This is a genomic window from Massilia endophytica (assembly GCF_021165955.1).
Lineage (GTDB): Bacteria > Pseudomonadota > Gammaproteobacteria > Burkholderiales > Burkholderiaceae_D > Rugamonas > Rugamonas endophytica.
Genome location: NZ_CP088952.1, coordinates 606,733 through 632,326 on the forward strand (window position 1 = coordinate 606,733; position 25,594 = coordinate 632,326).

Here is a 25,594-nt window from a genome sequence, read left to right on the forward strand (position 1 = left end):
AAGGCGCAAGGAAAGATGTCATCCAACATACCGCAGCGCCGACGGAGGAACGGGCGGCTGCGTCGGCGGGCCAGGAAGCGCGGCCCGTCAGCCGGACAGCGAACAGGGAAGTCGCGCGCCGCCATAGGCATAGCGCCGCTGTCTTAATTACCGTAACGGGCACCGTGCCGCGATGGCAGCATCGCGCGCGCTCGCTATCCTTTTGTCTGGAAGTTCGATATGCCAAAACAAGAAATCCGCCTTTGCACCACTCCTGACCATGTCCGCATCGCCTATGCCATGAGCGGTAACGGCCCGCCGCTGGTAAAGGCCGCCAACTGGCTGAGCCACGTGGAGTACGACTGGGAGAGCCCGGTATGGAACCACTTGCTCACCGAGCTCTCGCGCGAACATACGCTGATCCGCTACGATGCCCGCGGCTGCGGCCTGTCGGACCGTAATCCGCCCGGCTTGAGCATGCGCGGCTGGGAGCTGGACCTGGAAACGGTGGTGGAGGCGGCCACGCCGCTCAGCTTCCCGCTGATCGGCATCTCCCAGGGCGCGGCGCTGGCCGTGGCCTATGCCGTGGCGCATCCGCACCGCGTGAGCCGCCTGGTGCTGTCGGGCGGTTTTGCGCGCGGCCGCATGAAACGCCAGCCGGACGCGCGCCAGCGCGAGGAGGCGGAGCTCATGATCCGCATGGCCGAATTGGGCTGGAGCCGCGACAATCCCGCCTTCCGCCAGTTCTTCACCAGCCAGTTCATCCCCGGCGGCAGCATCGAACAGCAGCAGTGGTTCAACGAGCTGCTGCGCATTTCAATCGATCCGGCCATGGCGGCGCAGTTCCTCCGCGTGAGCAACGACATCGATGTCATGGACCTGCTGCCCCTGGTCCAGTGCCCGACCCTGGTGCTGCACGCGAAGGACGACGCCCGCGTGCCGTTCGACGAAGGCCGCCTGATCGCCAGCCGCATTCCCAACGCGCGCTTCGTGCCGCTGGAAAGCGAGAACCATCTGCTGCTGGAGCATGAACCGGCGTGGCGCCGCTGGGTGCAGGAGATCCGCACTTTCCTGCGTTCGGACGAGGTGGGCCGCCCCAACCGCTTCGCCGCCCTCACGCGGCGCGAGCGCGACATCCTCGCGCTGATGTGCACGGGGCGCGACAACGCGCAGATCGCGGCCTCCCTGAACGTGAGCGAGAAGACGGTCCGCAACCACAACACCAGCATCTACACCAAGCTGCAGGTGGAGAACCGCGCGCAGGCCACAGCCCTGGCGACGCGCTCCTCCGCCCGTACGCCGATGCAGGAACGCTCGGCGGCCTGAAACAGCTCTGGCTGTGTCCACCCTTGGGGTCAGACCCCAAATGTGGACACGGGCTCGTCGGTAAGGAAGCTGATGAGGGCGGCGTTGACGTCCTCGGCGTGGGTAAGGGGGGCCATGTGGCCGCCGGGAGTCTGGCAGGAGCCGGCGTTCGGCAGCGCGGCGGCGAGGCACTCGGCCACGCGGCGCGTGGACGCGGGGGCGTCGGCGCCCCACATCACGAGCGAAGGCATGTCCAGCACCCGCATGTCTTCCAGGGTGGCCGGTTCGCCCAGCAGCGCCTGGAAGTCGAGCCGCACCTTCGCTACCTGCGAGGCGAAGCGCTGCTGCAGCTGGGGCGCCAGCTTGTCGAATGCGCCCGCACCATTCCAGTAATCGATGAAAGCGCGCGCCGCCGCATGCTGGCTGGGCGCCATGTCGATGGCCGAGATCACACGCTCGATACCCGCGCGCGCCGCGTCCTGCGGCGACAGCAAATGGAAGGCCACGGGCTCGAACACCGCCAGCGACAGCACGCGGGAACGCATCTGCCGTGCCAGGCGCAGGGCGGTGGCGCCGCCGTAGGAATGGCCGATCAGGTGGAATGGTTCGCCGCTGTCCAGGTGCGCGGCCAGGGCCGCCGCCACGGCGTCCACCTCGTGCGCCAGCGAGAACTCGTCCGCCACTTCGCTGGGGAAGGCGGACTTGCCGTAGCCGAGCAGGTCGAGCGCGATGAAGCGGAAGCGGCTTTCCTGTGCTGCCATGAGCGCAGCCCACTGGCTGCGCGAACTCATGGAACTGTGGAGCAGAACGACTGCGGGGCGCGTGTCGCGCGAGGTCTCACCTTGGGTCATCACTTGGGCGTTCGTGGAAGAGCAAACCCAGGATTATAAAGCGCACGGCTTCCCGCAGGTGTCCCAAGTGTTCAGGCAGTTTGTAGCGAAACGATGAAACAGCCTCTTAGCGGAGGCTGGCGGTGCGCTCGCTGAGCTCCAGGTTCAGCTTCGCGGCCTTGAGGGTCGCCACGTCGACCTTCGGCGGTTTCGAGACCGGCGGCTTGCGCGACCAGTTGTTGCGGTTCACTTCCGCAGGCGGCAGGGTGTAGTGTTCCTTCACCACCAGGCGCTGCACGGGCACTGGCGCCACTTCGGGCATGGCCTGCAGCGTGGCCTCGTCGGTGGAGAGGCTCGGCGTGGTCTGCGTGGTGGCTTCGCAGGGTTTATCCGACAGCATCACCACGCCATTCCGGTCGAGGCACTTGTAGATCTGGTCGTCGGCGAGCGCGCTAGCCGTGGCCAATGCCGCAGCCAGGCAGAGGGTGGCGGAATAAGCTGGGCGTCGCATGATTCACCTCCGGTTGAAAGATGAATCCATTGTCTTCCTGGCAAGCGGCGGCGTCTGTTCGCCACCTCACGATGGCGGTGGGGCGCACTCCTATTCGCTTGTAGGAGTAGTCAGACCTGACCCTGCCGTTCCAGCAGACGGCCCCACGCTGGCACGGCTGCGCGCCAGAATGCCTCGACGGTTTGGGCTTCGATCGGCAGGCCGAGAAAGCGCGCGGCGGGCAGCATGGCGTCGTTCAGCAGGCTGGCGGCCGAGGCGCCGGTGTCGAAGGCCTGCGCGCCCGTCTGTTTGGACAGTTTCTCGCCATCCGCGTTGAGCACGACGGGCACGTGCAGGTAGCGCGGATGGGGGAGGCCCAGCAGCTCCTGCAGGTAGAGCTGGCGCGGCGTGGAGTCGAGCAGGTCGGCGCCGCGCACAATGTCGGTGATGCCCTGGGCCGCGTCGTCCACCACCACGGCCAGCTGGTAGGCCCAGTAGCCGTCGGCGCGGCGGATCACGAAGTCGCCCACTTCAGCCGTGATGTCCTGGCTGACGTGGCCCGCCCAGCGGTCATCGAAGCTGATGATGCGGTGGGGCTGCTGGGGCGTGCGCAGGCGCAGCGCGCGCGGCGTTTTGCCCGGCGCCAGGCCTTCGCGGCAGGTGCCCGGATACACCAGCATGGCGTTGCCGTTCTGGCCGAGCCGCGTCTGCGAGTCGGCAATCTCCTTGCGTGAGCAGCCGCAGGGATAGACGTTCTGCGCCAGCCGGGCAAGCGCCTCATCATAGAGGGCTTCGCGCTGCGTCTGCCATACCACCTCGCCATCCCAGCGCATGCCGCAGCGCTCCAGCGAGGCAAGGATCTCGCGGTCCGCGCCCGGCACGTTGCGGTCCTTGTCCACATCTTCGATGCGCACGAGCCACTGGCCGTGGTGCAGCTTCGCGTCGAGATAGCTCGCCATGGCCGCGACCAGCGATCCCATATGCAGGGGGCCGGTCGGGGAGGGCGCGAAGCGGCCGATGTAGGCGGGGGCGTTCATGGCGCAGAGTATCCACGACGGCCCGCGCGCCCGTCAATCGCAATGCTGCGGCGCACCTAAACGGCTGGGGTAAATCGCATACAATGCACGCGCGGCCGCAGAGCCGCAGCACACCGTCACTCAACTCACCGGACCTCTGACAAGCATGCAGAAAAAGTTCTCCCCGATCGTTGCCTCCGTCCTGGCCACAAGCCTGGCGCTGGCCCTGCCGGCCTACGCGGCTGGCGCCAAGGCCCTGCCGCAAGTGCAGGAAGCGCCGCTGCGCGCCCATCTCGCCTTCCTGTCCAGCGACCTGCTGGAAGGCCGCGGCACCGGCCAGCGCGGCGGCGACCTTACCGTGTCCTATCTGGAGAACCAGGCGATGGCTGTGGGCCTCAAGCCGGGCAACGGCAAGAGCTACCGCCAGGCCGTGAAGATCGCAGGCGTGAAGTCGCAGCCGGATGCGAGCTCGCTGCACCTGGAGGCCAATGGCGCGGCCCTGCCTTTCGCCTTCGGCAAGGACTGGGTATGGGGCACCGGCGATGCGCAGGCCGCCCACACGCTGAGCGGCGACCTCGTTTTCGTCGGTTACGGCATCTCGGCATCGGAAGAGGGCTGGGACGACTACAAGGGCCAGGACTTCACGGGCAAGGTGCTGGTGATGATGGTGAACGACCCCATGCCCACCGCCGAGGCCCCGAACCGTTTCGGCGGCAAGGCCCTGACTTACTACGGCCGCTGGACCTACAAGTTCGAAGAGGCGAAACGCCGCAATGCCGCGGGTGTTCTGCTGATTCACACCGATGCTTCCGCTTCCTATGGCTGGAGCGTGATCCAGAACAGCTGGAGCGGCGTTGAACGCTTCCAGCTGGCGGAAGGCGCGCCCGGCACGCCGATGCAGGGCTGGATGACGAATGACACGGCCGCAGCGCTGTTCAAGGCAGGCGGCCAGGATCTCGATGCGCTGCGCGCAGCCGCCGAACGCAAGGACTTCCAGCCCGTGCCGCTGAAGGTGAAGCTGGCTGGGGACATGAAATCCGTGGTGCGCAAGGTGGAGCAGTTCAACGTGGCCGGTATTGTGCCGGGCACCGATCCCAAGCTGAAGGACGAGCTGGTGATCTACAGCGCGCACTGGGACCACCTGGGCAAACAGGGCGAAGGCAAGGACACCATCTATAACGGCGCCGTGGACAATGCCTCCGGCACCGCGGCCCTGCTGGCCATGGCGCAGGAAGCGGTGAAGTCGCCCGCGAAGCGCAGCCAGATGTTCCTGTGGGTGGCAGCGGAAGAGCAAGGCCTGCTGGGCAGCGCGGCCTACGCGAGCGCTCCGCTCTGGCCTCTGGACAAGACGGCCGCAGCGCTGAACCTCGACAGCCTGAACTGGGTTGGCCCGGCGCGCGATATCGGCACGCAGGGAAGCGAGCGCACGGACCTGGGCAAGATGGCCGAGGCCACAGCCAAGGCGATGAAGATGCAGGTCGCCGAAGCCAAGCCTGACCTCGCGGGCGGCTACTTCCGCAGCGATCACTTCAGCTTCGCCAAGGCGGGCGTGCCGGCCTTCTCCATCGAAGGCGGCAGCGACTACCTGGGCGACAGGGCGAAGGCGGAAGCGGAGCGCAAGGCCTATGGCCCGCGCTATCACCAGGTGACGGACGAATATGATCCCAACTGGAACCTGGGCGGCATGACGCAGCAGGCGCAGTTCACGCTGAACCTGGGCCGCATGGTGGCCGATGCGCCGAAAATGCCGCAGTGGAAAGCGGGCGACGCCTTCGGCAAGGCCCGCGCGAAGTAAGGGCCTTAGCCCGCCGCGCCCAGCCTCCGGCTGGCGCGGTTGCGGCGCTCCTCGTCACGCAGCGTTTCAAGCGTGGTGCGCCGCACGAATTCGATGTGATGCCGCGATGCGTGGGCGGCCGTCTCGTTGCGGCGCTCGCGTATCGCATCCCAGATGGCGCGGTGCTGCACCATCACCTGGCCCCACAACTCGGGCCGTGCGTTCAGATATTCGAGATTGCCCTGCACGTGCCCTTGCAGCACCTTGTGCAGGCTGGAATTCAGGTGGCCGATCAGCACATTGTGCGCGGCTTCCGCAATCGCCTGGTGGAAGGCCACGTCCGTCGTGATGCAGGCTTCCAGGTCGCTCCCGCCAAAAGCCTGCTCCATCGCCGCGAAACAGGCGCCAATGCGTTCAAGGTCCGCCTCCGTTGCCCGTTCCGCCGCCAGCTGGGCGGCCTGGCTTTCCAGCATGTGCCTGAACTCCAGCAGGTCGCCATGAATGTTCGGATGGTCCTTCAGCATCTGCTGCCAGGGATCGACGAAGGGCGCCTGCATGGAATCGGTGACGAAGGTGCCGCCGCCATGGCGCGTGATCAGCAGGCCCTTGGCGCCGAGCGCCTGCAGGGCAGCGCGCAGGGAAGGGCGCGATACGCCCAGCTCCACGGCCAGTTCGCGTTCGGCTGGCAGGCGGTCGCCGGGCTTCAGCGATCCTTCGAGGATGCGGGTTTCCAGTTCGCTGGCGACGATATCGGAAAGGCGGGCGGCGGCAGGCTTGCGTGCAGTCATGGTTGAGGTATGATTGGTATGACCAGTAAATCGTAGCTGCAAACGCTGAAGGGGTCAAGCTTTGCGGACACGAGTCCCAACTGGTACTACCAATTAAAAGGACCCTGCATGACGAATCCTGCACAGGGCCGCCTGGTGTCGCTCGACGCCTTCCGCGGCTTCACCATCGCCAGCATGCTGCTGGTGAATAACCCCGGCGACTGGGGGCATCTCTACTCCCAGCTCGCGCACGCGCACTGGAACGGCTGGACCTTCACCGACTGGATCTTCCCCTTCTTCCTTTTCATCGGCGGCGTGTCGATGAGCTTTTCGCTCGGCCGCCAGGCGGAGGCGGGCGCGGACAAGGGAAGCCTGCTGCGCAAGCTGTTCAAGCGCGCCGCGCTGATCTTCCTGATCGGCCTTGCGCTGAATTTCATTCCCAAGTTCGATCCCGCCACGCTGCGCATTCCGGGCGTGCTGCAAAGGATCGCCTTGTGCACCGCGCTTGCGGCGCCTCTCGTTGTGTACTTCAACTGGCGCCAGCAGCTGTGGTGGATAGCGGGCCTGCTGGCCTTCTATTCAGGCGTGATGCTGCTGATTCCCGTGCCGGGGCCGGACGGCGTCGTGGCGGCAGGGCTGCTGGAGCCGGGCCGCGATGTGGGCGCCTATATCGACCGCCTCTTCCTCTCCGGGCATATGTGGGCGCAGTCGAAGACCTGGGATCCTGAAGGGCTGTTCACCACCATTCCCGCCTTGTGCAGCCAGCTCTTTGGCGTGCTCACCGGCCGCTGGCTGCTCACGCTCTACGAACGCAGCGAGAAGACGGCATGGATGCTGGTGGCGGGACTGGGCATGCTGCTGGCGGGCGCCATCCTGGATGTGGTGCTCATGCCGATCAACAAGAGCCTGTGGACCACGTCCTACTGCCTCTTTACCACCGGCTGGGCCCTGCTCATGTTCGGGGTGTTCTACTGGCTGCTGGACGCGGCGCCTTCGTATCCCATGCGGGCGCGGATGGAGAAGCATGCGCAGTTCTTCATCATCTACGGCATGAACGCGCTCTTCATCTTCGCCTTCTCCGGGCTGGTGGCAAAGCTGATCGGCTTCTTCAAGCTGCACGCTGCGCTCTATGCGCCGATCAAGGCCTTGCCGCTGGAGCCGGAAGCGCAGTCCCTGGTCTACGCCCTGCTGTTCAACACGGCGATGTTCGCGGTGGCGTGGTACATGTGGCGCCGCCGCTGGTTCGTCAAGGTTTAGCGCGCTGCGTGAACTCGGTCGCGTACAGGATCAGCGCCGCGGCCGGGAATATCAGGCCCGCAAGGAGCACGCCGCGCCAGCCATGGTGGGCGAACATCCAGCCGCCCAGCGATGAACCGAGCGCGCCGCCCATGAAGAAGATCGACATGTACAGGCCATTCAGGCGGCTGCGCACTTCCGCACCCAGGGCGTAGATGGAGCGCTGGCCGACCACGAGGTTGGCCGACACGCCCATGTCCAGCACGATGGATGCGCACACCAGCATTCCAAGCTGCACGGCATAGCCGCCTTGCGTGAACAGCAGCGGCACGGCAAAGGAGAGGGCGCCTGCGCCCAGGGCCATGGCCGTGGTGGAGCGCGTTTTCCCCTTGTCCGCGCGGTGCCCGGCGATGGGCGATGCAACGGCGCCTGCCACGCCCGCCAGCGCAAAGAGCGCAATACCCGTCTGGGAGAGGCCGAACTGCGGTCCCGCCAGTACGAGCGGCACCGTGGTCCAGAACAGGCTGAAAGCGCCGAACATGCAGAACTGGTAGGCGGCGCGGCGGCGCAGGATGGGCGTCGTCTTCAGGAGCTGCCACATGGATCCGAGCAACGCCGGGTAGCTCATGGCATGGGCCGGAACGCGCTGCGGCAGCCTGCTGCGCAGCACGAAGGCGAGCACGCCGGTGCCGATGGCGGACAGCACGAAGATCGCGTGCCAGCCCAGCATGTCCGTCACAAGGCTCGACACGGGCCGCGCGAGCATGATGCCCAGCAGCAGTCCGCTCATCACAGTGCCCACGGTCTTGCCGCGCGTCTCGGGTTTCGAGAGGTGGGCGGCAAACGGCACCACCACCTGCGCCGCTACGGAGCCAAGGCCGATGCAGAAGGCCGCGGCGAGAAAGAGGGCTGCGCTGCTGCTGAAGGCCGCCGCGAACAGGGCGGCGCCGGTGAGGGAGAGGGCGCCGAGTATGAGCTTGCGGTTCTCCACCAGGTCGCCAAGCGGAACGATGAAGAGAAGGCCGAGACAGTAGCCGATCTGCGTGAGCGTCACGATCAGGCCCGCCGCGCCCGGATCGAGGCCGGTGGCCTGGCTGATGGGGCCGACCAGCGGCTGTGCGTAATACAGGTTGGCGACGATGAGGCCAGTGGCGCTCGCCATCAGCCACACCATGCCGGATGAAATATCTTGTTCTTGCTGGCTCAAGGCGCATCCCCTGCAGGTCGAAACGGGCTATTGTAGGGAATAACGCCGGACTTCGCTGGGCAGGGGATAAAACGCTCAGAGCTGCTTGTGAATGTCCGCCAGGATCTCGTAGGAGCGCAGGCGCGCGGCGTGTTCGTGGATCTGGGAAGTGATCATCAGTTCGTCCGGCTTCGTGCTGGCGATGAAGGCCTTGAGCTGCGACTTGACCGTTTCCGGCGAACCGATGGCGGAGCAGGACAGCACCGAATCGAGCATCGCATTCTCCGCGGGACCGAGCTGCTGGCGGAAGTTCGCCACCGGCGGGGGCAGGCGCGAAGGACGGCCGGTGCGCAGGTTCACGAAGGCCTGCTGCATGGAGGTCGCGCGGAGCTGGGCTTCCTCGTCGCTGTCCGCCGCGAAGACGTTATAGCCCAGCATGACGTAAGGCTTCTCCAGCTGGGCCGAGGGGCGGAAGTTGTCGCGGTAGAGCGCCACCGCCTGCATCATCATCTGCGGCGCGAAGTGCGAGGCGAATGCAAAGGGAAGGCCCATATGGGCTGCCAGCTGGGCGCCGAACAGGCTGGAACCCAGTATCCACAAAGGCACCTTGGCGCCCTGGCCCGGCACGGCCATGACCCGCTGGCGGGGCTGGTCGGACATGTAGTCCTGCAGTTCCGCCACATCCTGCGGGAACTCGTCGGCATCGGAGCCCAGGTTGCGGCGCAGGGCGCGCGCCGTGGTCTGGTCCGAACCCGGCGCACGGCCCAGGCCAAGGTCGATGCGGCCCGGGAAGAGCGCTTCGAGTGTGCCGAACTGCTCGGCGATTACCAAGGGCGAATGGTTGGGCAGCATGATGCCGCCCGCGCCGACGCGGATGGTGGACGTGCCGCCCGCCACATGGGCGATGACGACCGAGGTCGCGGCGCTGGCAATGCCCGGCATGCCGTGGTGCTCCGCCAGCCAGTAGCGCCGGTAGCCCCAGCGCTCGCCATGCTGGGCAAGGTCCAGCGTGTTGCGCAGGGAAGTGGAAACGTCGCTGCCTTCGGCGATGGGCGAGAGGTCGAGTATGGAGAATGGGATCATGCGGGCCATGTTGGGGCCTGCCGCAGCGGATTCAAGCAAAGCCCTGATGGGCGAGTGGATTTGAGTGCTCCTCCATCGCTGCCCGCTCGCGCAGCAGGGCGTCCAGCTGGGCCGCCTGCAGGGGCTTGACGATGTGGCGGTCGAAGCCTGCCGCCTTGGAGCGCTGCTGGTCCCGGTCCTGGCCCCAGCCGGTGACGGCGACGAGCAGGCAGCGGCCGTGGCGTCCCGTGGAGCGCAGGCGGTGCGCCAGCTCGTAGCCGTCCATGCGGGGCATGCCGATATCGAGGAACGCCAGCTGCGGGTCGAAGCTCTCGGCTGCATGCAGGGCGCTCAGGCCGTCGTAGCACACCTGGATAGTCTGGCCGCGCGCCTGAAGCAGGGTGCGCAGCGTGTTCGCGTGATCGACGTTGTCGTCCGCGACCAGCACGCGCAGGGGGCGCAAGGGCGCGCCGCTATGCTGCGCGGGCAGGACCGTGCCCCCTTCTTCCTCGGCCACCGGCAGTTCGACAGTGAAGGTGCTGCCCTGGCCCGGCCCCGCGCTGCTGGCGCTGAGGGCGCCGCCGTGCAGTTCCACCAGGCGGCGCGCCAGCGAGAGACCGATGCCAAGGCCTGCCTGCGAGCGGCCGAGGGACTGGTCGGCCTGGAAGAAGATGTCGAAGACATGGGGCAGGGCATCGGCTGCAATGCCGATGCCGTTGTCGCTGATCTCGATCCTCGCCTGGCCGTCCTTCACCGTGGCCGCGAGTCCGATACGGCCGCCGGTCTGGGTGTATTTTGCTGCGTTGTTCAGAAGATTGGAGAACACCTGCGCAAGCCGCGTGCCGTCGCCCGCCAGCGGCACCGGGGCATCCGGCATCTGCACGGACAGCGCATGCCTGCGCTGCTGCACCAGCGGCGTGGAGGTTTCGATGGAGTGCCTGACCACGTCCTGCAGGATCAGCGGCTCCTTGCGGATGCTCAGTTTGTCGGTGGTGATGCGCGACACGTCGAGCAGGTCGTCCACCAGGCGCACCATCTGGCGCAGCTGGCGGTCCATCACATCGAGTACGTTGGCGGGCAGCGCCTTGTCCTTGGCCGACATGCGCAGGATCTCCAGCGAGTTCACCAGCGGCGCCATGGGGTTGCGCAGTTCGTGCGCCAGCGTGGCGAGGAATTCGTCCTTGCGCCGGTCGGCCGTCTGCAAGGCTTCCTGCGCGGCGCGGCGCTCCAGGATTTCGCGGCCGGCGCGCTCGCGCGCATCGGCCAGGGTCTGCGAGGCCCGCAGCAGCGATGCGCCCACCTGTTCCGCCTCCAGGAAGTCGACCTGCGGCGTCTGCACCGCTTCGCCCTTGCCCAGTGCCGTGGCGGGGGCGATCAGGGCCTGCATGGAATGGGCGATGCGCCCGCCGACCAGCCAGGCCATGCCCAGGCCCATCGCCAGCAGCACCACGGTGGCGATGATGAGCGACTGCAGGGTGCGCAGCAGGCCCGCTGTCAGCTGCTCCGTGGGGATGCCGAGGATAACGGTCCAGCCGGACTTCTGGGAACGGCTGTACAGCGTCATCACCTCGATCTTGTCCATGGTCTCGGACTCGAACATGTCCTCAGGCTTGGCCACGACACGCTGCATGATGTGCGCTGGCACCGGCTTGCCCTGCAGGCGTTCGATCATGTGCGTGCGCGCCACGACGCGTCCATCCGCATCCAGAATGCCGCCACGCCAGGTATCGGGCATCTTCTGGTCGAAGAGGATGGCGCCAAGCGCCGAAGGCTGTACCTGGCCGGCGAGCACATAGCGCGCCACGCCCTCGCGCAGCACCGGCACGGCCACGGTAATGGCGGCGGCGCCGGCGGCGGTGCGGTAGAGGCCCGAGATGGCCGGAAGGCCATCGCCCTGGACCTGATCCAGCAGCGCTGCATTGGCCGCCTCGAAGCGCAGCTCGCCGTGGCTGGCCGCAGTGCTCATCAGTTCGCGCCGCGTGCGCGGGTCGTAGAGCGTGATGCCCGTGATGGGCAGGATGGCGTGCACATTGTCCGCCTGGCGCTGGAATTCGGCCAGCCTGGAGGGCTCGATATCGTCGGAAACGGAGAGGGCGCGGAGGGCCGTGATCACCGTGTCGAAATCGCGGTCCACCACCGAGACCATTGAACGTGCCGTGCCCATGGCCTCGGTCAGCATGCCCGTGCGCTCAACGCGGTAGTGGTCGTAGATGAGAAAAGCGGAAACGACGGCGGCCGGAAGCACGCAGCTCATGACCAGCAGAGCCAGCCGGAAGCGGATCGAGGGAAGTCGCTGGGCTGGATTTTGAGGGGTGGTCTGCACGTCGTCGGGAATGCATGTAGACTGGTCAATATTGCGTGACGTTACCATATTTGGTGCCGTGCACGCGCTACTTTGATAACGAGAGGTTACCCCCAATGTTGAGACAAGTTGCACTGGCGGCCATGCTGATCCATGGCGCCGCCCACGCCGCCGCGCCCAGCGATATCGCCCTTTCCACCGCCAAGTATGCCCGCGCCAAGTACGGCGAGCAGATGATCTCCAGCATGGCCACCATGGTCAGCTACAACACGGTGGCCGATCCGAAGGTGCCGTTCGAGAAGAATCCCCATCATATCGGCTTCAAGAAGTTCCTCAAGGAGGAAGCGCAACGCCTCGGCTTCGACTACGAGGATTCGGGCTACGTGGTCGTCATCGGCTACGGCAAGGCCAAGGAGCGCGTGGGCGTCGTCACCCACGGCGACGTGCAGCCCGTCGACCCTACCAAGTGGAAGCAGTCGCCCTTCAAGCTGGACCGCACCAGCGAGCCGGGCAAGCTGATCGGCCGCGGCACCGAGGACGACAAGGGCCCCATCGCCAGCGCCCTGTACGCCATGAAGGCGATCAAGGACCGCAAGGTCAAGCTGAACAAACGTATCGAGCTGTACGTCTACATGGCCGAGGAATCGGACTGGGCGCCGCTGGAAGCCTACCTGAAGACGCACAAGCTGCCCGAGGTGAACATCACCCTGGATGCGGAGTACCCGGTCGTGACGGCCGAGAAGGGCTGGGGCGCGCTGATGCTGACCCTGCCGCCAGTGGCCGCTGCGCCAGCCCAGGGGCCGGCGCTCACAGAATTCACGGGCGGCTTCTTCGGCAGCCAGATTCCAGAGGACGCGGTGGCCGTGATCGACGGCGCAACGCCGGAACTGGCCGAGCAGATCCGCGCGCGCGGCGCGGCGCAGAAGGGCATGCAGTACAGCTTCGCCTGGGAAGGGCAGCGCCTGCGCATCAAGGCCAAGGGCCTGGCGGCGCACTCGTCCAAGCCTGAGGACGGTGTGAACGCCATCGGCATGCTGGCCGACGCCCTGGCCGTGCGCCAGTGGGAAGGCACGACGGCGGGCAATATGGCCAGCCTGCTCAACGAGCTGGTGGGCACGGGCCTGTACGGCGAGAAGTTCGGCAAGGTGGCGTACCGCGACGACTTCATGGGGCCGATGACCGTGTCCCCGACCGTGCTCAAGTCCACCGACAAGGGCCTGGAGCTGAACATCAACCTGCGCCGCCCGCGCGGCAAGGCAACGGCCGAACTGCAGCAGCAGTTCCAGGAAGCCTTCGACGCGTGGAAGGCCAAGCGCGCACCGGACGCCACCATGAAGGCGACCATCGGCGAGCCATGGCTGCTGCCGGATGCGCCCCAGATTCCGACCCTGCTGAATGTGTTCACGCACTACACCGGCATCAAGGACGCGAAGCCGGTCTCCATTGGCGGCGGCACCAATTCGCGCATGTTCCCGAATGCGGTGAGCTTCGGTCCCGGCATGCCGGGCCAGGTCTACACCGGCCACTCGGAGCATGAATTCATCAGCACCAAGCAGATCATGATGAACCTGGAGATGTACACCGCCGTGCTGGTCGAGCTGGCGAAGTAATACCGAAAGGGGCGGACCAATCGCGGTCCGCCCCCGATATTAAAATCAAAAGCTTGAATATTATATTATTTGGCTTTTATCGCAATATGTGGGTTTATTATCCCACTCCCTCCAAAAAGTTATTCCATCTCCCCGCCATTTGATTTACCATGGGCAACAAGGCTGTGGAAACGTGCGGCCTTCAGCCGGTGCCTGGCTGACCTGAAGGCACAAATTCTTTAATTGAAATATAGCTGGCTTATTAATAAGCCAGCCGGGGAATTTGTATGCCGCGATTTTTGCTGTTGCTTGTTGCGATATTTATTACATGGTCGGCGAATAGCATGGAAATGAATGTGCCCCATGCGGTCGCATCCGCGTCCGCCTCCTCCCAGCCGATCCAGCTCAAGCCGGTTCCGCGGCGCGGCGCGCTCTACCGCGTGCGCCACGACGGCAAGACGAGCTACCTCTTCGGCACCATCCACGTCGGCAAACAGAATTTCTTCCCGCTGGAACCTGAAGTGACCCGCGCCCTGGCCGATGCCAGCTCGCTGGTCCTGGAACTGGACACCCGAGCCTATGAACCCTTCCAGCAGGCCCTGGCAAAATACGGCAGCTATCCGGCAGGGCAGACCATTTCCCAGCATCTCTCGCCCATGGCGCTGGCCAGGTTGAACAAGGCGCTGGCCAAGGCGGGCATGACCTTGTCCAGCGTGGAGCAGTACCGGCCCTGGCTGGTCGCCAATATCCTCGTGGGCACCGAGATCGAAAAGAACGGTTACCACCGCTCCAACGGTGTGGAAGGCTTCCTGCTGTCGGCCGCCGTGAAGCAGAAGAAGAAAGTGCGCGAACTGGAGTCGGCCGACTACCAGCTCAGCCTGTTCGCATCGCTGGACGATGGGCAGCAGGAGCGCTACCTGCTCGAAAACATCGCAGAGCTGGATAACGGCATGGCGCTGAAGAAGTCGGCAGGCCTGATCGACGCGTGGAGCAATGCGGACGCGGAACGCATCGCGGCGCTCACCCGCGAGCTGACCACGGGCGACACGGTATCGGCCATGTTCATGGACCGTACCCTGCTGCGCAAGCGGAATCCTGAAATGGCGGCCAATATCGAAGCCATCATGAAGAACGAGAAGGTCGCCTTCGTCGGCATCGGCCTGCTGCACCTGGTGGGCGAGAACGGCGTACCCGAACTGTTGCGGCAGCGCGGGTACGAGGTCGAGAAAATGTATTGATTATTGGCGCGTCAGCATGCCGTTGCTGTACATGACGCGGTCGCCCACTTTATAGTCGGGCATCATTTCCACATTCACGCTGCGGCTGCTGCCGTCGTCGCCGCGCACGGTGACGCGGTAGACGCGGTCGGAAGTCGTGCTGGTGCTGCCGCCGGCGGCTGCCGCCGCCACCGAGCCGCCCACGCCGATTCCGGCATCCTGGCGCGACATCGGTTCAATCGAAAGTACGGTGGCGCTCCAGTTCTGCGCCATGTTCGTCTGCATTCCCCCTTCGGTTTCGCTGTCCATATTGCTGGACGCGGTGCGGGGTGTACTGCCGGAGGTGCCGCTGGAGGTGGTGCTGGTGCCGCTATCCGTGTTGGCGCAGGCGGCGAGTGCAGAGCATGCCAATACCAGTAGTGCGTTCTTCACATTCATGATGAGTCTCCCTTGGTAAGGTGGAACAGCTCTCGAAAACCGACAGAGACACCGATTGTAGATTCCGATGTCGGCGCATCGCGCACGATTGACTGAAATCAAAAGTTCCTGTAGAGGGGCCCGCCATAATTGTGCGTCCATTTCTCTGGAGGGCGCTATGCCGAAGCAGAACACGGAAGCTGTGGTGACCAGCCTGGTCGATTCGCTGTGCGGAGTGGAGCAGGAGCGCAAGCGCCACGTGCTGCGCGAAGCCCTGTTCGGCCTGGTGCGCCTGGCCAAGGCCGAGCAGATGGTGGCGATACGTCAGGACTGCGAGCGCGCGGCCGGCATTGCGGCCGGGGCGCGCCACCGCCGCCACACCCGTGCCATGCTGCGCAAGATCGCCATGGACGTCAATTCAGGCCAGCGCCGCCTGGAGTTCGAGCAAAGCCGGGACGAGCAGAACAAGCCGCGCTAGACGGGCACCCGGCGCGCCGTCCACAGCATCCACATCAGGCTGGCCGTCGTCATCGCTGCGATGCAGTCCACGTACCAGTCCTCCACGGCGCCGTGGCGGTAGGGCAGGAAGCTCTGCACGAATTCGTCCAGCGCCCCCATGACCGCAATCGTCAGCACAGCCTTGATGGCGCGCTGCGCCTTCGTCCCCAGGCTCCCGGTGAAGATGAGGAAGGCAAGCGTGGCGTAGCCGCAGGAATGCAGCACCACGCCGGACGCGATCTTCGCCGCGTCGGCGCGCGCGCCCGGAATCGAGCCGATGGCCACCACCAGCAGGAACAGGCCCATGGCCCCCCAGTAGCGCAGGCGCGCATGGGAGGAAGTCAGCAGCAGTTGTTCGAGGAATTTCATCACGGCCGCCACAATAGCATGCCTGAAGCCGCAGCTCAAAAAAGACGCCCGCTGGTGAAAGCGGGCGCAAACCCTGTTCGGGCCAAGAGATCAATTCGGAGCGGTACGCCGGACTGCTCCAGCGTACCTGTTCTGCCATCACGCATATCGGTTGCATGTATCGCAGATGTGTCCAGTATAGGGAGCCTATGTGACAGGGCTATGACTGCACGCAAGGCGCGGGACGAAAAAAAAGCCCGCTTTTGAGGGCGGGCTTCAAACTATTATCTTGGAGGAGAATAGTGGAGACAGGTGTAATTATGCTGCGCCGCCACATATAAATCCAATTCTTATTTTCGATATGAGACATATCGAATGTGAATATCACTCTTCCTTGACCGGCACGGTGTAGTTCAGGGCCATGCGGCCGCCGTCCACGAACAGGGTCTGGCCCGTCATGTAGCTGGCGTCGTCGCTGGCCAGGAAGGCGGCGATGGAGGCGACTTCTTCCGGCTCGCCGCAGCGGCCCAGCGGAGTACGCGAGAGGATGGTGTGGCGTGCTTCCGGGCTGGCCAGTACCGCCTTCTTCGCCAGCTCGGTCAGGATGGTGCCGGGGCCGATGCCGTTCACGCGGATGCCATAGGGCGCCAGGTTCAGCGCCATCACCTTGGTCAGCTGGTTCACGCCGCCCTTCGATACCACATAGGGAACCTGGTTCGGAATGGCCAGCTCCGAGTTCACGCTGGACATGTTGATGATGCAGCCGCTCTTGCGCTTCACCATTTCGCGCGCCACGGCCTGCCCGCAGAGGAACATGGACTTCAGGTTGGTGCGCAGCACCCGGTCGAAATCCTCTTCGGCCAGGTCGAGGAAATCGGCGGCGTGGGTCACGCCCGCATTGTTGATGAGGATATCGATGGCGCCGAACTCCGCCAGCGTGGCGGCGACCAGGGCATCCACCTCGGCCTTGATGCCGACGTCGCAGGCGTGGAAGCGGGCCTGCGGGCCAAGCGCCTCGGCGGCTTCGCGGCCCTCGGGCCGGATATCGGCCAGCATCACGCGCGCGCCTTCTTGCACCAGACGTGTGGCGCAGGCAAGGCCGATGCCCTGCGTTGCGCCGGTGACGATGGCTACCTTGTTCTGAAGTTTCATGTCCGCTTCCCTGCAAATTCGAAGAAGCGGATTGTAGCCTAGAGAATGACCGCTTCGTTCGGCAGCTGGTTCGGGCGCGAGCCGTCTGCCGGGAAGTGCTTCTGCAGCAGGGTATTGAGCTGGGCCAGCGCGGCCAGGGTGCTGTCGTGGAACTCGCCCTTGGCGAAGCCTTGCGTCATGGTGCGGCACACGTCCTGCCACTCCCCATCGGCGATCAGGCGGCCCACATTGCGGTCGGCTACGATATCGACCTCGCGCGCCGCCAGGTTCACGTAAATAAGTACGCCGCAGTTCTCTTCCGTGTCCCACACGCCATACTGGGCGAAGAGGGCGCGGGCGCGCTGCCGGTTGCTCACGTTGGCGAAGGCTGCGCCAACAGGCAGCGCAGGCTCCACGATCAGTCTCACTTCGGCGCGGTGCATACGCTCGCCTTCGGTGATGGCTGTTTCGATATCCTTCAGCGTCGCGGCAGGGAAAGAGCGGCGTCCGGCGCCGGCGCCTGTCATCCAGTGGCGCAGTGCGCGCCGGCAGCGGCCGAGGAAAGTCGTGGGTAGTGCGCTCATTACCAGTCTCCCGAGGCGCCGCCGCCGTCAAAGCTGCCGCCGCCACCGCCGCCGAAACCACCGCCACCGCTGCCGAAGCCACCGCCGCCACTGAAGCCGCCGCCGCTCCAGCCGCCGCGGTTCGCCTGGCCCAATGCATTGCCGATGGCGCTGCCGATCAGCACTCCGGCCGCATCCGAACCCCAGCCCGAGCGGCGCAGTCCGCGGCTGCGGCCCCGGAACATGGGCAGCACGACGAAGACACCGAAGAGCAGAAGCGGCACGAGCCAGCTCCCGCCGGATTCCTGCTCGCGCTTCGGCTGCTGCTTCGCCTTCGGCGCGGGCAGCTGTTCCTTGTCGATCAGCGTGGCAATGGCGCTCACGCCCGCCGTCAGGCCGCCGTAGAAGTCATTGTTGCGGAAATGGGGCGCGATCACGTCCTGCAGCACGCGCTTCGATTGCGCGTCGGTCAGCGAGCCCTGGACACCGCGTCCGGACTCGATGCGCAGGCGGCGCAATGCAGGCGGATTATCCTTCGCCACCACCAGCAGCACGCCGTCGTCCACGCCCTTGCGCCCCAGTTTCCACGCCTCCACGACGCGGATGCTGAACTGCTCGATGGATTCGGGTGCGGTACTGGACATCAGGAGCACCGCGATCTGGCTGCCCGTGCGCTGTTCATAGTCGGCCAGCACCGACTCGAGCGAGGTGCGCTGCTGCGGCGTAAGCATGTTCACCTGGTCGGTGACGCGGGCCTTCAGTTCCGGCACCTTCGCCAGTTCCTGGGCGGTGGCGTTCACCGCGATCATCAGCGTCAGGCAGATGACCAGCAGCGCAAAGACGATGCGCGGCGCCAGGCTTTCCGAATGCAGGCGCGAGGCCATCGCCCCGCGCAGCCGGTCCCGCAGGCGCGGCCGGCGGCGCGCATCGATACGCTCGTCGGTGATCTCCGCCGTGCCGCTCCATTTGCCCACCGAAGGGTGGGTTTCCTCGTCACGCCTGCGTGCCATGGTGTGGCCTTACTTCTTGCCGAAATCGACGGTTGGTGCGGTCGAAATGGCTTTCTCGTTTTCGACCTGGAAGGTCGGCTTCACCTCGTAGCCGAACATCATGGCCGTGAGGTTGGTCGGGAAGCGCCGCGCCAGCACGTTGTACTCCTGCACCGTGCTGATGTAACGCTGGCGCGCCACGGTGATACGGTTTTCAGTTCCTTCCAGCTGCGACTGCAGGTCGCGGAAGCTGGTATCGGCCTTCAGGTCCGGATAGCGCTCCGAAACGGCCATCAGGCGCGACAGGGCGGAGGACAGCTCGCCCTGGGCCTGCTGGAACTTCTGGAAGGCGGCCGGGTTGTTCAGGACCTCCGGCGTGATCTGCACGCTGGTCGCCTGGGCGCGCGCCTTGGTGACGGCTTCCAGGGTTTCGCGTTCATGCGAGGCATAGCCCTTGACGGTGTTGACCAGGTTCGGAATCAGGTCCGCCCGGCGCTGGTACTGGTTCACCACCTCGCCCCAGGAGGCTTTGATGGCTTCGTCCTTGCTCTGGAACTCGTTGTAGCCGCAGCCGCTCAGCAGCACAGCCAGCGCACCCAAGGCAATCCACTTGGAAATCAGTACCTTACCCATCGTTCTCTCCTTCTTATTGGTTTTCAGACTATACACGTTTAGCAGGAAGCAATTTGTTCGGTGAGACACACAGTGAGCCCACCGTGCGCCGTTATAATGGTGGGTTTGCAACGAAATTAAAAGGGGTGGCTCGTGAATTTTATTAACAAACTGAACGCTGCCTGGACCGCGAACGACTCCCTGCTGTGCGTTGGCCTCGACCCTGACATGGAGCGCCTCCCGGCCCAGTTCCGCTCCGACCCGGACGGCATCACCCGCTTCTGCACCGAGATCATCGACGCCACTGCCGACCTCGCCTGCGCCTTCAAGCCGCAGATCGCCTATTTCGCGGCCTTGGGCGCCGAGCGCCAGCTGGAAGCCATCTGCGCCTACCTGCGCGCCAACTATCCCGAGATTCCCCTGATCCTCGACGCCAAGCGCGGCGACATCGGCGCCACCGCCAAGCAGTATGCACGCGAAGCCTTCGACCGCTATGGCGCCGACGCTGTTACCGTGAACCCCTACATGGGTTCGGACTCTGTCGAGCCCTATATGGAATGGAAGGACCGCGGCGTGATCGTGCTGTGCCGCACCTCGAACGCGGGCGGCTCCGACCTGCAGTTCCTGCAGGTGGACGGCAAACCCCTGTACCAGCACGTCGCGGCGCTCGTGTCGCAGAAGTGGAATGCGAACGGCCAGTGCGCGCTGGTGGTGGGCGCCACCTTCCCCGAAGAACTGGCGCAGGTGCGCGCCATCGTGGGCGACATGCCGCTGCTGGTGCCCGGCATCGGCGCGCAGGGTGGCGATATCGCAGCGACCGTCAAGTCCGGCCGCACGGCGGCAGGCACGGGCATGATGATCAACTCCTCCCGCGCCATCCTCTACGCGCCACAGAAAGCAGGCGAAGACTTCGCCGAAGCCGCCCGCCGCGTCGCCATCGAAACCCGCGACGCGATCAACCTGCATCGCGGTTGAACGCAGGGCGCGTGGTCTGTTCGGAGCATGTTAAGTTTGCTCTACTGCCTGATGTCTGGAACCACGGCGCTCCTTGCGGCGCTGTGTTTCTTCTTCTCCTATCTGTCGTATGACACAGGTTTTCATCAGATTCGTGGACAAGAGGGCATCCTGATCGCTCACGCGAAAGGACTGATCGATGCGTATCGATCCCATGAGGGGCGGTTGCCTGAATCGAAGGACCTCCTCTCTTGGATGGAGCGAGATGGTTTCAGGTGTGAAGGGATCGGTTGCGACTATAGAACGAAAGAGTTTGCGCCCAAGCTGACCGAATTGTTTGGCAAAGCGCCTGCCGATGCGTACACCTTCTCCTTCTGGACGGGCGAGGTCTTTGTGACATACGCGTCCTGGCAAGAGGATGCCGGCTATTTGTCTATTGATGATCTCAACTATACATTTGGGGTGAGGAATGCGGCCGTCGCCGTGTGGGCCTTTGTGGGAATGATTTTTGTCACCGTCACAGGCTGGGTTATCATCAATCTTGTTGCTCCGTTTCGTAGTGCCAGGGACACGGACGCAGCCAGCTAGAACATGGACATTGCCTATGTTGCCGAGACTCGCACTGGTATTAATCATTCTTTTCAATGTCGCATCTACTGCAAAGGCAGATGCTACCCAGCCCTCGGCTGTCGATTTTGTTCAGCGTCATGACCTTGGGAGCAATATGGAGACCCTGGGGCTGGCTGTAGCACAGAGAACCCAGACATTTGCGCTGATGGCTTCGAAATTAGGACAATCGGAGGCGAAGGTGCTGGTGTCCAGGGAGATGGACATTCAAGCGGCCCGGTTTCAGCCGCAGTGGAACGCGAATCTCGCAAAAGTCTATTCCCGGCACTTCAGCCCCGAGGAACTGGCCTCGCTCGCTTCCGAGGGACGTAGCTCCAGGTATCTTGCAAAGCTGGGCAGCAAGCAGGCCGAGATCGGAGCGGAGGTGCAACAAGTGTCCGCCCCGATATTGACCGAGTATGTCAGCGCTTCACTCAATGAAGCGTTTGCGAAATTCTCGCGCAAGTGAACAGAACCCAGCTGCCCGGCTGTTAGTAGTGCTCGGGAACCACCATTTCCACATAGTCCGACAGCGCCTGCAGTATTTCCTGCCCTCGCTCGTCGGTCGTGGAGGACAGCGCATCGAGCTCGCCGAATAGCTGGTCGACCGTGCGGGCGCCGCCGGCGCCTTCGAAGAAGCGGGCGGCGCGGTGCTGTTCCCATTGCTCTATTTCGTGTTCGTTCAGCGTCTGCGGGAAGTTGCGGGCGCGGTAGCGAAACAGGAGCTCCTGCAGGCGGTCGTCCTGGAATTGCGGCGACATTTGCGCCAGCTTCTCGGGGCGTTCGCGGCGCAGCGAATCGAGCAGGCGGCGGTCGCCGTTGCTGACGAAGCCTCCGTACAGGTCTTCGTCCACATCCGCCGGTTCGCCTGGCGGACGATAGAACACTTCTTCCCAGATCGCCGCCATGTCCGGCCCCGCCGCCGCAAGCTGCGCGAAGGCGCGGCCCTGTTCGAGGTCCATGCCCCAGCGCTCCGCCATCTGCGGCGAGAGGGTCTTCAGGTTCGATACCAGCATCGGCGACTTGTTGATGTGGATGCTCTTCACCGGCAGCCGCGTCACGCCTTCGGGCAGTGCTTCGCTGCGCGTGAAGAGGCGCAGGCGGATGGTGTCGGCGTCCAGCGCAAACAGTTCGCTCGGGTCGTGGCTGCAGTCCCAGACGATCAGTTCGTTCTTGTTCGTGGGATGGCTGGCCAGCGGCCACACGAGGGCCAGGCAGCCGCGCTCCGGCGGGAACATGCCGGAAACGTGCAGGAAGGGCTGGCGCAGTGCAGGGGCCAGATGCATGCCGATTTCCTCGGCCACGCGCTCCTTCTTGTGCAGCGCGAGGCAGAAGTCGAAGAGCTTGGGCTGGCGCTGGCGGATCAGGCGCGCCAGGGCGATGGTGGCACGCACGTCGGAGAGGGCGTCGTGGGCTGCTTCGTGCACCAGGCCATTTGCCGCTGTCAAATGCTCAAGTTTGAAGCTTGGCTTGCCGTTATCGTGAGTAGGCCACACGATTCCGTCCGGCCGCAGGGCGTAGCACATGCGTACCACGTCCAGCAGGTCCCAGCGGCCGCACTGGTTCTGCCATTCGCGGGCATAGGGGTCGATCAGGTTGCGCCAGAAGAGGAAGCGGGTAACTTCGTCGTCGAAGCGGATGGTGTTGTAGCCGACGCCGATGGTGCCGGGCTGGGAAAAGGCCTGTTCGATGGCGGCAGCGAACTGGTACTCCGGCACGCCCTGTTCGAGGCACTGCTGCGGCGTGATGCCGGTAATCAGGCAGGCCGTCGGATCGGGCAGGAAGTCGTTGGCGGGTTGGCAGAACAGCATCACCGGCTCGCCGATCTCGTTCAGTTCCGCATCGGTGCGGATGGCGGCAAACTGGGCGGGACGGTCGCGGCGGGGCACGGCGCCGAAGGTTTCGTAGTCGTGCCAAAGGAAGGTGTGATTACTCATAAGGAGATTATCGTGGCAAATCCTGTTTCTCTCAACGCCAAAAGCGCGGTCGCGGGCAATGCGCCCGCCGAGGCGGCAATGCCCGCGGCGGCCCGCAGCAAGCTTCAGCTCAATGCCGCGATCATGCAGTCCACCGCCGAAATCTCGATCGGGGCAACGAGCGACCCGCAGGCGCTGCTGTACAAATCGGCCATCACCAGCATCAACGAGGCGCTGAAGGCTGACCTGGGCGACAACGCCATCCAGCAGCTTGCGTCACAGGACAACTCTCCAGAAGCCACCGCCGGCCGCATCGTGTCGCTGGCCACCGGCTTTTTCGACGCCTTCAAGAAGCAGAATCCCACGCTGGAAGGCGGCGAGGCGCTCAACAAGTTCATGGACACCATACGCGGCGGCGTGGAGAAAGGCTTCAAGGAAGCCCGCGACATCCTGCAGGGCCTGCAGGTGCTGGATGGAGACATCGCCGCGAATATCGACAAGACCTGGGAGCTGGTGATGAAGGGGCTGGACGATTTCGCCGCTTCCTTCAAGGCTCCTGCCGAAGAGGAGCAGCCCTCCTAAGCGGGGCAGTGGACGGCAATGCGGTCGCGCCCGCCTTCCTTGGCGCGATAAAGCGCGCCGTCCGCTGCGGCAATGAGGTCCTGCTCGTCCTGTCCCGCGCCCAGGCAGGCCACGCCGAAGGACGCGGTAATGTGCGGCAGCGGCATCTGCTGCGTATTCTCGAAGACGACGGCCTGCCGCATGCGCTCGCACAGGCGCTGGGCCACGCCTGACGCCACCGTGTCGCTGGTGTCAGGCAGGATCACCATCATCTCCTCGCCGCCGTAGCGCACCGCGAAATCGCTGGGACGCAGCGCGCCGCTCAGAACCCGCGCCGCCGTGCGCAGGGCATGGTCGCCCTGCAGGTGGCCATGCGTATCGTTGAAGCGCTTGAAGTGGTCGATATCGATCATGATCAGCGATAGCGGCCGCTGGGTTTCGTGCGCGTTCGCCACGAGGCTGGGCAGCACGTCGTTCAGCCAGGCGCGGTTCTGCAGGCCCGTGAGGCCGTCCACCATGGAGAGCTGGCGATAGAACTCGCCGAGCTTCTGGCGCCGCCGCAGCTGGGCGTTGGCGGCGCGGATGCGGAAGGAGAGCAGGCGCAGAAGATTGCGCGCCACGCCGTTCGAGGCGTCGATCAGCTGCCAGAGCCGGTCCGCTTCCACCACCAGCACCTCGCTGCGTTCCAGCGCCGTGATCGTGAGCAGGCTCGCTTCCTCGTCCAGCACCGACTGTTCGCCGACGCTTTCGCCGGGCAGCACCTTGCTGACCGAGCCGTCCGCCATGCCGGTGCGCGTGTCGGTCGCCACGGAGAGCGCGCCGCTCAGCACAACGTAGAGTCGGGCACGCTGCGGGTCGGACACCGTTTCGCCCATCTCCGCCTGCATCACGGGGCAGTCGGCCAGCAGGCGGGCCGCCGTGGCCTGGTCGGCGTCACGGAGGAGCTGCAGGTCGTCGCTGCGGTAAGGGGAGGCGGAGAAGGGATGGAGAAGTTTCACGATAGCAATTCGAGCTGGGCGGTAGTGCCGCTGCGCAAGATGATAGCGCACCTGCCGCGAGGTGTGGTCCAATGGCGGCCATGAACTACGTAGACTCCATCGGGCAGCAACATGCTGCCGATCCCGGCGCCCGCATCGTGTCCCTGGTGCCGTCCATCACCGAACTGCTGTGCGAGCTGGGACTGGCCCCGCAGCTGGCGGGACGCACGGGGTTCTGCATCCATCCCGCGGAGGTGGTGAAGAGCATTCCCAAGGTGGGCGGCACCAAGGATGTGAACATCGAAAAGATCCGCAAGCTGGCGCCCACGCATGTGGTGGTGAACATCGACGAGAACGAAAAGCCCACCGTGGACAAGCTGGCCGAATTCGTGCCGCACATCGTGGTGACGCATCCGCTCGCGCCGCAGGACAATCTCGAACTGGCGCGCCTCATGGGCGGCATCTTCTGCGCCGGGCAAAAGGCGGAACAATGGTGCAGGGCCTTCGAAGCGGAATTGCAGGCCCTGCGCGCCGCGCCGAAAGGTCCGCCGCAGCGTGCGCTGTACTGCATCTGGCAGGATCCCTGGATGAGCATTTCGCGCGATACCTACATCGCCCGCATGCTCGCCGAAATCGGCTGGACGATTCCGGACCTGGGAGAGGCGCGCTACCCGCGCTTCGAATGGACGGAGGCCCTGGTCGAAGAGGTGGACCAGGTGCTGCTCTCCACCGAACCATACCGCTTCACCCAGGAGCACGCGGACGCGCTGGAAAAGCAGATCGGCAAGCCGGTGCAGTTGGTGGATGGGGAGATGATGTCCTGGTACGGCAGCCGCGCGCTGGAAGGCCTGCGCTACCTGCGCGGCCTGGCGGCTGCCTGATCGGGCTATTCTTCTTCGCTTGGCGCTGCGTTGAGTTCGCGCGCCGAACCCTGGCGCTTGCTGTCGTTGAGGCGGCCGAGCGCACTGTCCACCGCGCGTTTCAGCTTGTCCGCAGCGCCGTTGATGGCCTGGTGCAGGGTGACCGAATGGTCGCTCACCGCAATCGGCTGGTAGCCGTTGACGCGCGCTTCCATCATGCAGCGGTTCGCACCGTCCGCGCCTTTCTGTGCCAGGTCGTTGCTGACATGGACGTCCACGCGGGCAATCTGTTCGCCGAAGCGCCCCAGCGCGGAAGAAACCACCTGGTTCACGTGCTCGTCCAGGCCCGCGTGCTGCTCAATCGTTTTGTCGGTATTCACATGGATCTGCATAGAGGCTCCTTGAGTTC

General features: G+C 64.8%; 27 protein-coding genes. 11 read left to right on the plus strand and 16 right to left on the minus strand.

All coding sequences use genetic code 11. The features are described from left to right. The first annotated feature begins 219 nt into the window (after positions 1-219). Positions 220-1,305 carry an alpha/beta fold hydrolase gene (locus tag LSQ66_RS02800; RefSeq protein WP_231768298.1) on the plus strand — a complete coding sequence of 362 codons (1,086 nt, stop codon included), beginning with the start codon at positions 220-222 and terminating at the stop codon, positions 1,303-1,305. Between the two features lie 29 nt (positions 1,306-1,334). Here LSQ66_RS02800 and LSQ66_RS02805 read toward each other — a convergent pair whose 3' ends face one another. From LSQ66_RS02805 to gluQRS, 3 genes are all read right to left on the minus strand, one after another. Next, positions 1,335-2,135, minus strand: coding sequence for an alpha/beta fold hydrolase (locus LSQ66_RS02805; protein WP_231770035.1), 801 nt, complete (start codon positions 2,133-2,135; stop codon positions 1,335-1,337). A 106-nt stretch (positions 2,136-2,241) separates the two neighbouring features. Next, positions 2,242-2,625, minus strand: coding sequence for a DUF4124 domain-containing protein (locus LSQ66_RS02810; protein ID WP_231768299.1), 384 nt, complete (start codon positions 2,623-2,625; stop codon positions 2,242-2,244). Between the two features lie 110 nt (positions 2,626-2,735). Further along, positions 2,736-3,641, minus strand: a complete 906-nt coding sequence (gene gluQRS / locus LSQ66_RS02815) for a tRNA glutamyl-Q(34) synthetase GluQRS (RefSeq protein WP_231768300.1) — start codon at positions 3,639-3,641, stop codon at positions 2,736-2,738. A gap of 145 nt (positions 3,642-3,786) precedes the next feature. Here gluQRS and LSQ66_RS02820 point away from each other — a divergent pair, with 145 nt between their 5' ends. After that, on the plus strand, positions 3,787-5,415 hold the full coding sequence (locus tag LSQ66_RS02820; protein WP_231768301.1) for a M28 family peptidase: 1,629 nt from the start codon (positions 3,787-3,789) through the stop codon (positions 5,413-5,415). Positions 5,416-5,420: 5 nt separating this feature from the next. Here LSQ66_RS02820 and LSQ66_RS02825 read toward each other — a convergent pair whose 3' ends face one another. Then, positions 5,421-6,182, minus strand: coding sequence for an FCD domain-containing protein (locus tag LSQ66_RS02825; RefSeq protein ID WP_231768302.1), 762 nt, complete (start codon positions 6,180-6,182; stop codon positions 5,421-5,423). A 108-nt stretch (positions 6,183-6,290) separates the two neighbouring features. Between LSQ66_RS02825 and LSQ66_RS02830 the strand changes: the two genes are divergently transcribed. After that, positions 6,291-7,418 carry an acyltransferase family protein gene (locus LSQ66_RS02830; protein ID WP_231768303.1) on the plus strand — a complete coding sequence of 376 codons (1,128 nt, stop codon included), beginning with the start codon at positions 6,291-6,293 and terminating at the stop codon, positions 7,416-7,418. On the opposite strand, the gene LSQ66_RS02835 is transcribed toward LSQ66_RS02830, so the two are convergent. From LSQ66_RS02835 to LSQ66_RS02845, 3 genes are all read right to left on the minus strand, one after another. Beyond that, on the minus strand, positions 7,408-8,571 hold the full coding sequence (locus LSQ66_RS02835; protein WP_231770036.1) for an MFS transporter: 1,164 nt from the start codon (positions 8,569-8,571) through the stop codon (positions 7,408-7,410). The genes LSQ66_RS02830 and LSQ66_RS02835 overlap by 11 nt on opposite strands. 108 nt (positions 8,572-8,679) lie before the next feature. After that, the gene (locus tag LSQ66_RS02840) at positions 8,680-9,666 is read right to left on the minus strand and encodes an LLM class flavin-dependent oxidoreductase (protein ID WP_231770037.1); all 987 of its coding nucleotides are present in this window, start codon (positions 9,664-9,666) and stop codon (positions 8,680-8,682) included. A 31-nt stretch (positions 9,667-9,697) separates the two neighbouring features. Continuing rightward, positions 9,698-12,016, minus strand: a complete 2,319-nt coding sequence (locus tag LSQ66_RS02845) for a hybrid sensor histidine kinase/response regulator (protein WP_231768304.1) — start codon at positions 12,014-12,016, stop codon at positions 9,698-9,700. Positions 12,017-12,063: 47 nt separating this feature from the next. Here LSQ66_RS02845 and LSQ66_RS02850 point away from each other — a divergent pair, with 47 nt between their 5' ends. Both LSQ66_RS02850 and LSQ66_RS02855 read left to right on the plus strand, forming a co-directional pair. Further along, positions 12,064-13,557 (plus strand): dipeptidase, encoded by a 1,494-nt coding sequence (locus LSQ66_RS02850; RefSeq protein WP_231768305.1) that lies wholly within the window; start codon positions 12,064-12,066, stop codon positions 13,555-13,557. A gap of 323 nt (positions 13,558-13,880) precedes the next feature. Then, positions 13,881-14,774, plus strand: coding sequence for a TraB/GumN family protein (locus tag LSQ66_RS02855; protein WP_231768306.1), 894 nt, complete (start codon positions 13,881-13,883; stop codon positions 14,772-14,774). Here LSQ66_RS02855 and LSQ66_RS02860 read toward each other — a convergent pair whose 3' ends face one another. Then, a complete protein-coding gene (locus LSQ66_RS02860; protein ID WP_231768307.1) occupies positions 14,775-15,191 on the minus strand; it encodes a hypothetical protein in 417 nt (138 codons plus the stop codon). 157 nt (positions 15,192-15,348) lie between these two features. Here LSQ66_RS02860 and LSQ66_RS02865 point away from each other — a divergent pair, with 157 nt between their 5' ends. Further along, positions 15,349-15,648, plus strand: coding sequence for a hypothetical protein (locus LSQ66_RS02865; protein ID WP_231768308.1), 300 nt, complete (start codon positions 15,349-15,351; stop codon positions 15,646-15,648). Here the strand turns inward: LSQ66_RS02865 and LSQ66_RS02870 are convergent. From LSQ66_RS02870 to LSQ66_RS02890, 5 genes are all read right to left on the minus strand, one after another. Continuing rightward, positions 15,645-16,037 carry a VanZ family protein gene (locus LSQ66_RS02870; protein ID WP_231768309.1) on the minus strand — a complete coding sequence of 131 codons (393 nt, stop codon included), beginning with the start codon at positions 16,035-16,037 and terminating at the stop codon, positions 15,645-15,647. The genes LSQ66_RS02865 and LSQ66_RS02870 overlap by 4 nt on opposite strands. A 363-nt stretch (positions 16,038-16,400) precedes the next feature. Further along, complete coding sequence (locus LSQ66_RS02875; protein ID WP_231768310.1) at positions 16,401-17,168, minus strand: SDR family NAD(P)-dependent oxidoreductase; 768 nt, start codon at positions 17,166-17,168, stop codon at positions 16,401-16,403. A 38-nt stretch (positions 17,169-17,206) separates the two neighbouring features. Next, entirely contained in the window at positions 17,207-17,731 is a 525-nt protein-coding gene (locus tag LSQ66_RS02880) for a TPM domain-containing protein (RefSeq protein ID WP_231768311.1), read from the minus strand. Beyond that, positions 17,731-18,594 carry a TPM domain-containing protein gene (locus tag LSQ66_RS02885; RefSeq protein WP_407659619.1) on the minus strand — a complete coding sequence of 288 codons (864 nt, stop codon included), beginning with the start codon at positions 18,592-18,594 and terminating at the stop codon, positions 17,731-17,733. The genes LSQ66_RS02880 and LSQ66_RS02885 overlap by 1 nt, the downstream gene beginning before the upstream one ends. 135 nt (positions 18,595-18,729) lie before the next feature. Beyond that, positions 18,730-19,332, minus strand: a complete 603-nt coding sequence (locus LSQ66_RS02890) for a LemA family protein (protein ID WP_231768312.1) — start codon at positions 19,330-19,332, stop codon at positions 18,730-18,732. A 132-nt stretch (positions 19,333-19,464) separates the two neighbouring features. Here LSQ66_RS02890 and pyrF point away from each other — a divergent pair, with 132 nt between their 5' ends. The 3 genes from pyrF to LSQ66_RS02905 are packed head-to-tail and all read left to right on the plus strand — an operon-like array spanning position 19,465 to position 21,340. Beyond that, positions 19,465-20,286 (plus strand): orotidine-5'-phosphate decarboxylase, encoded by an 822-nt coding sequence (gene pyrF, locus LSQ66_RS02895; protein WP_231768313.1) that lies wholly within the window; start codon positions 19,465-19,467, stop codon positions 20,284-20,286. 27 nt (positions 20,287-20,313) lie between these two features. Further along, entirely contained in the window at positions 20,314-20,853 is a 540-nt protein-coding gene (locus LSQ66_RS02900) for a hypothetical protein (RefSeq protein ID WP_231768314.1), read from the plus strand. A gap of 16 nt (positions 20,854-20,869) precedes the next feature. After that, positions 20,870-21,340 carry a hypothetical protein gene (locus tag LSQ66_RS02905; protein WP_231768315.1) on the plus strand — a complete coding sequence of 157 codons (471 nt, stop codon included), beginning with the start codon at positions 20,870-20,872 and terminating at the stop codon, positions 21,338-21,340. Positions 21,341-21,362: 22 nt separating this feature from the next. Here the strand turns inward: LSQ66_RS02905 and sbcB are convergent, their stop codons facing one another. After that, the gene (gene sbcB / locus LSQ66_RS02910) at positions 21,363-22,808 is read right to left on the minus strand and encodes an exodeoxyribonuclease I (RefSeq protein WP_231768316.1); all 1,446 of its coding nucleotides are present in this window, start codon (positions 22,806-22,808) and stop codon (positions 21,363-21,365) included. A 12-nt stretch (positions 22,809-22,820) separates the two neighbouring features. On the opposite strand from sbcB, the gene LSQ66_RS02915 reads away from it, so the two are divergent. Continuing rightward, entirely contained in the window at positions 22,821-23,369 is a 549-nt protein-coding gene (locus tag LSQ66_RS02915) for a DUF5610 domain-containing protein (RefSeq protein WP_231768317.1), read from the plus strand. On the opposite strand, the gene LSQ66_RS02920 is transcribed toward LSQ66_RS02915, so the two are convergent. Then, positions 23,366-24,346, minus strand: a complete 981-nt coding sequence (locus tag LSQ66_RS02920; RefSeq protein ID WP_231768318.1) for a GGDEF domain-containing protein — start codon at positions 24,344-24,346, stop codon at positions 23,366-23,368. The two genes, LSQ66_RS02915 and LSQ66_RS02920, sit on opposite strands and share 4 nt — an antisense overlap. An 80-nt stretch (positions 24,347-24,426) precedes the next feature. Between LSQ66_RS02920 and LSQ66_RS02925 the strand changes: the two genes are divergently transcribed. Beyond that, a complete protein-coding gene (locus LSQ66_RS02925; protein WP_231768319.1) occupies positions 24,427-25,206 on the plus strand; it encodes a helical backbone metal receptor in 780 nt (259 codons plus the stop codon). Between the two features lie 5 nt (positions 25,207-25,211). Here LSQ66_RS02925 and LSQ66_RS02930 read toward each other — a convergent pair whose 3' ends face one another. Continuing rightward, a complete protein-coding gene (locus LSQ66_RS02930; RefSeq protein ID WP_231768320.1) occupies positions 25,212-25,577 on the minus strand; it encodes an HPF/RaiA family ribosome-associated protein in 366 nt (121 codons plus the stop codon). Positions 25,578-25,594: the final 17 nt, after the last annotated feature.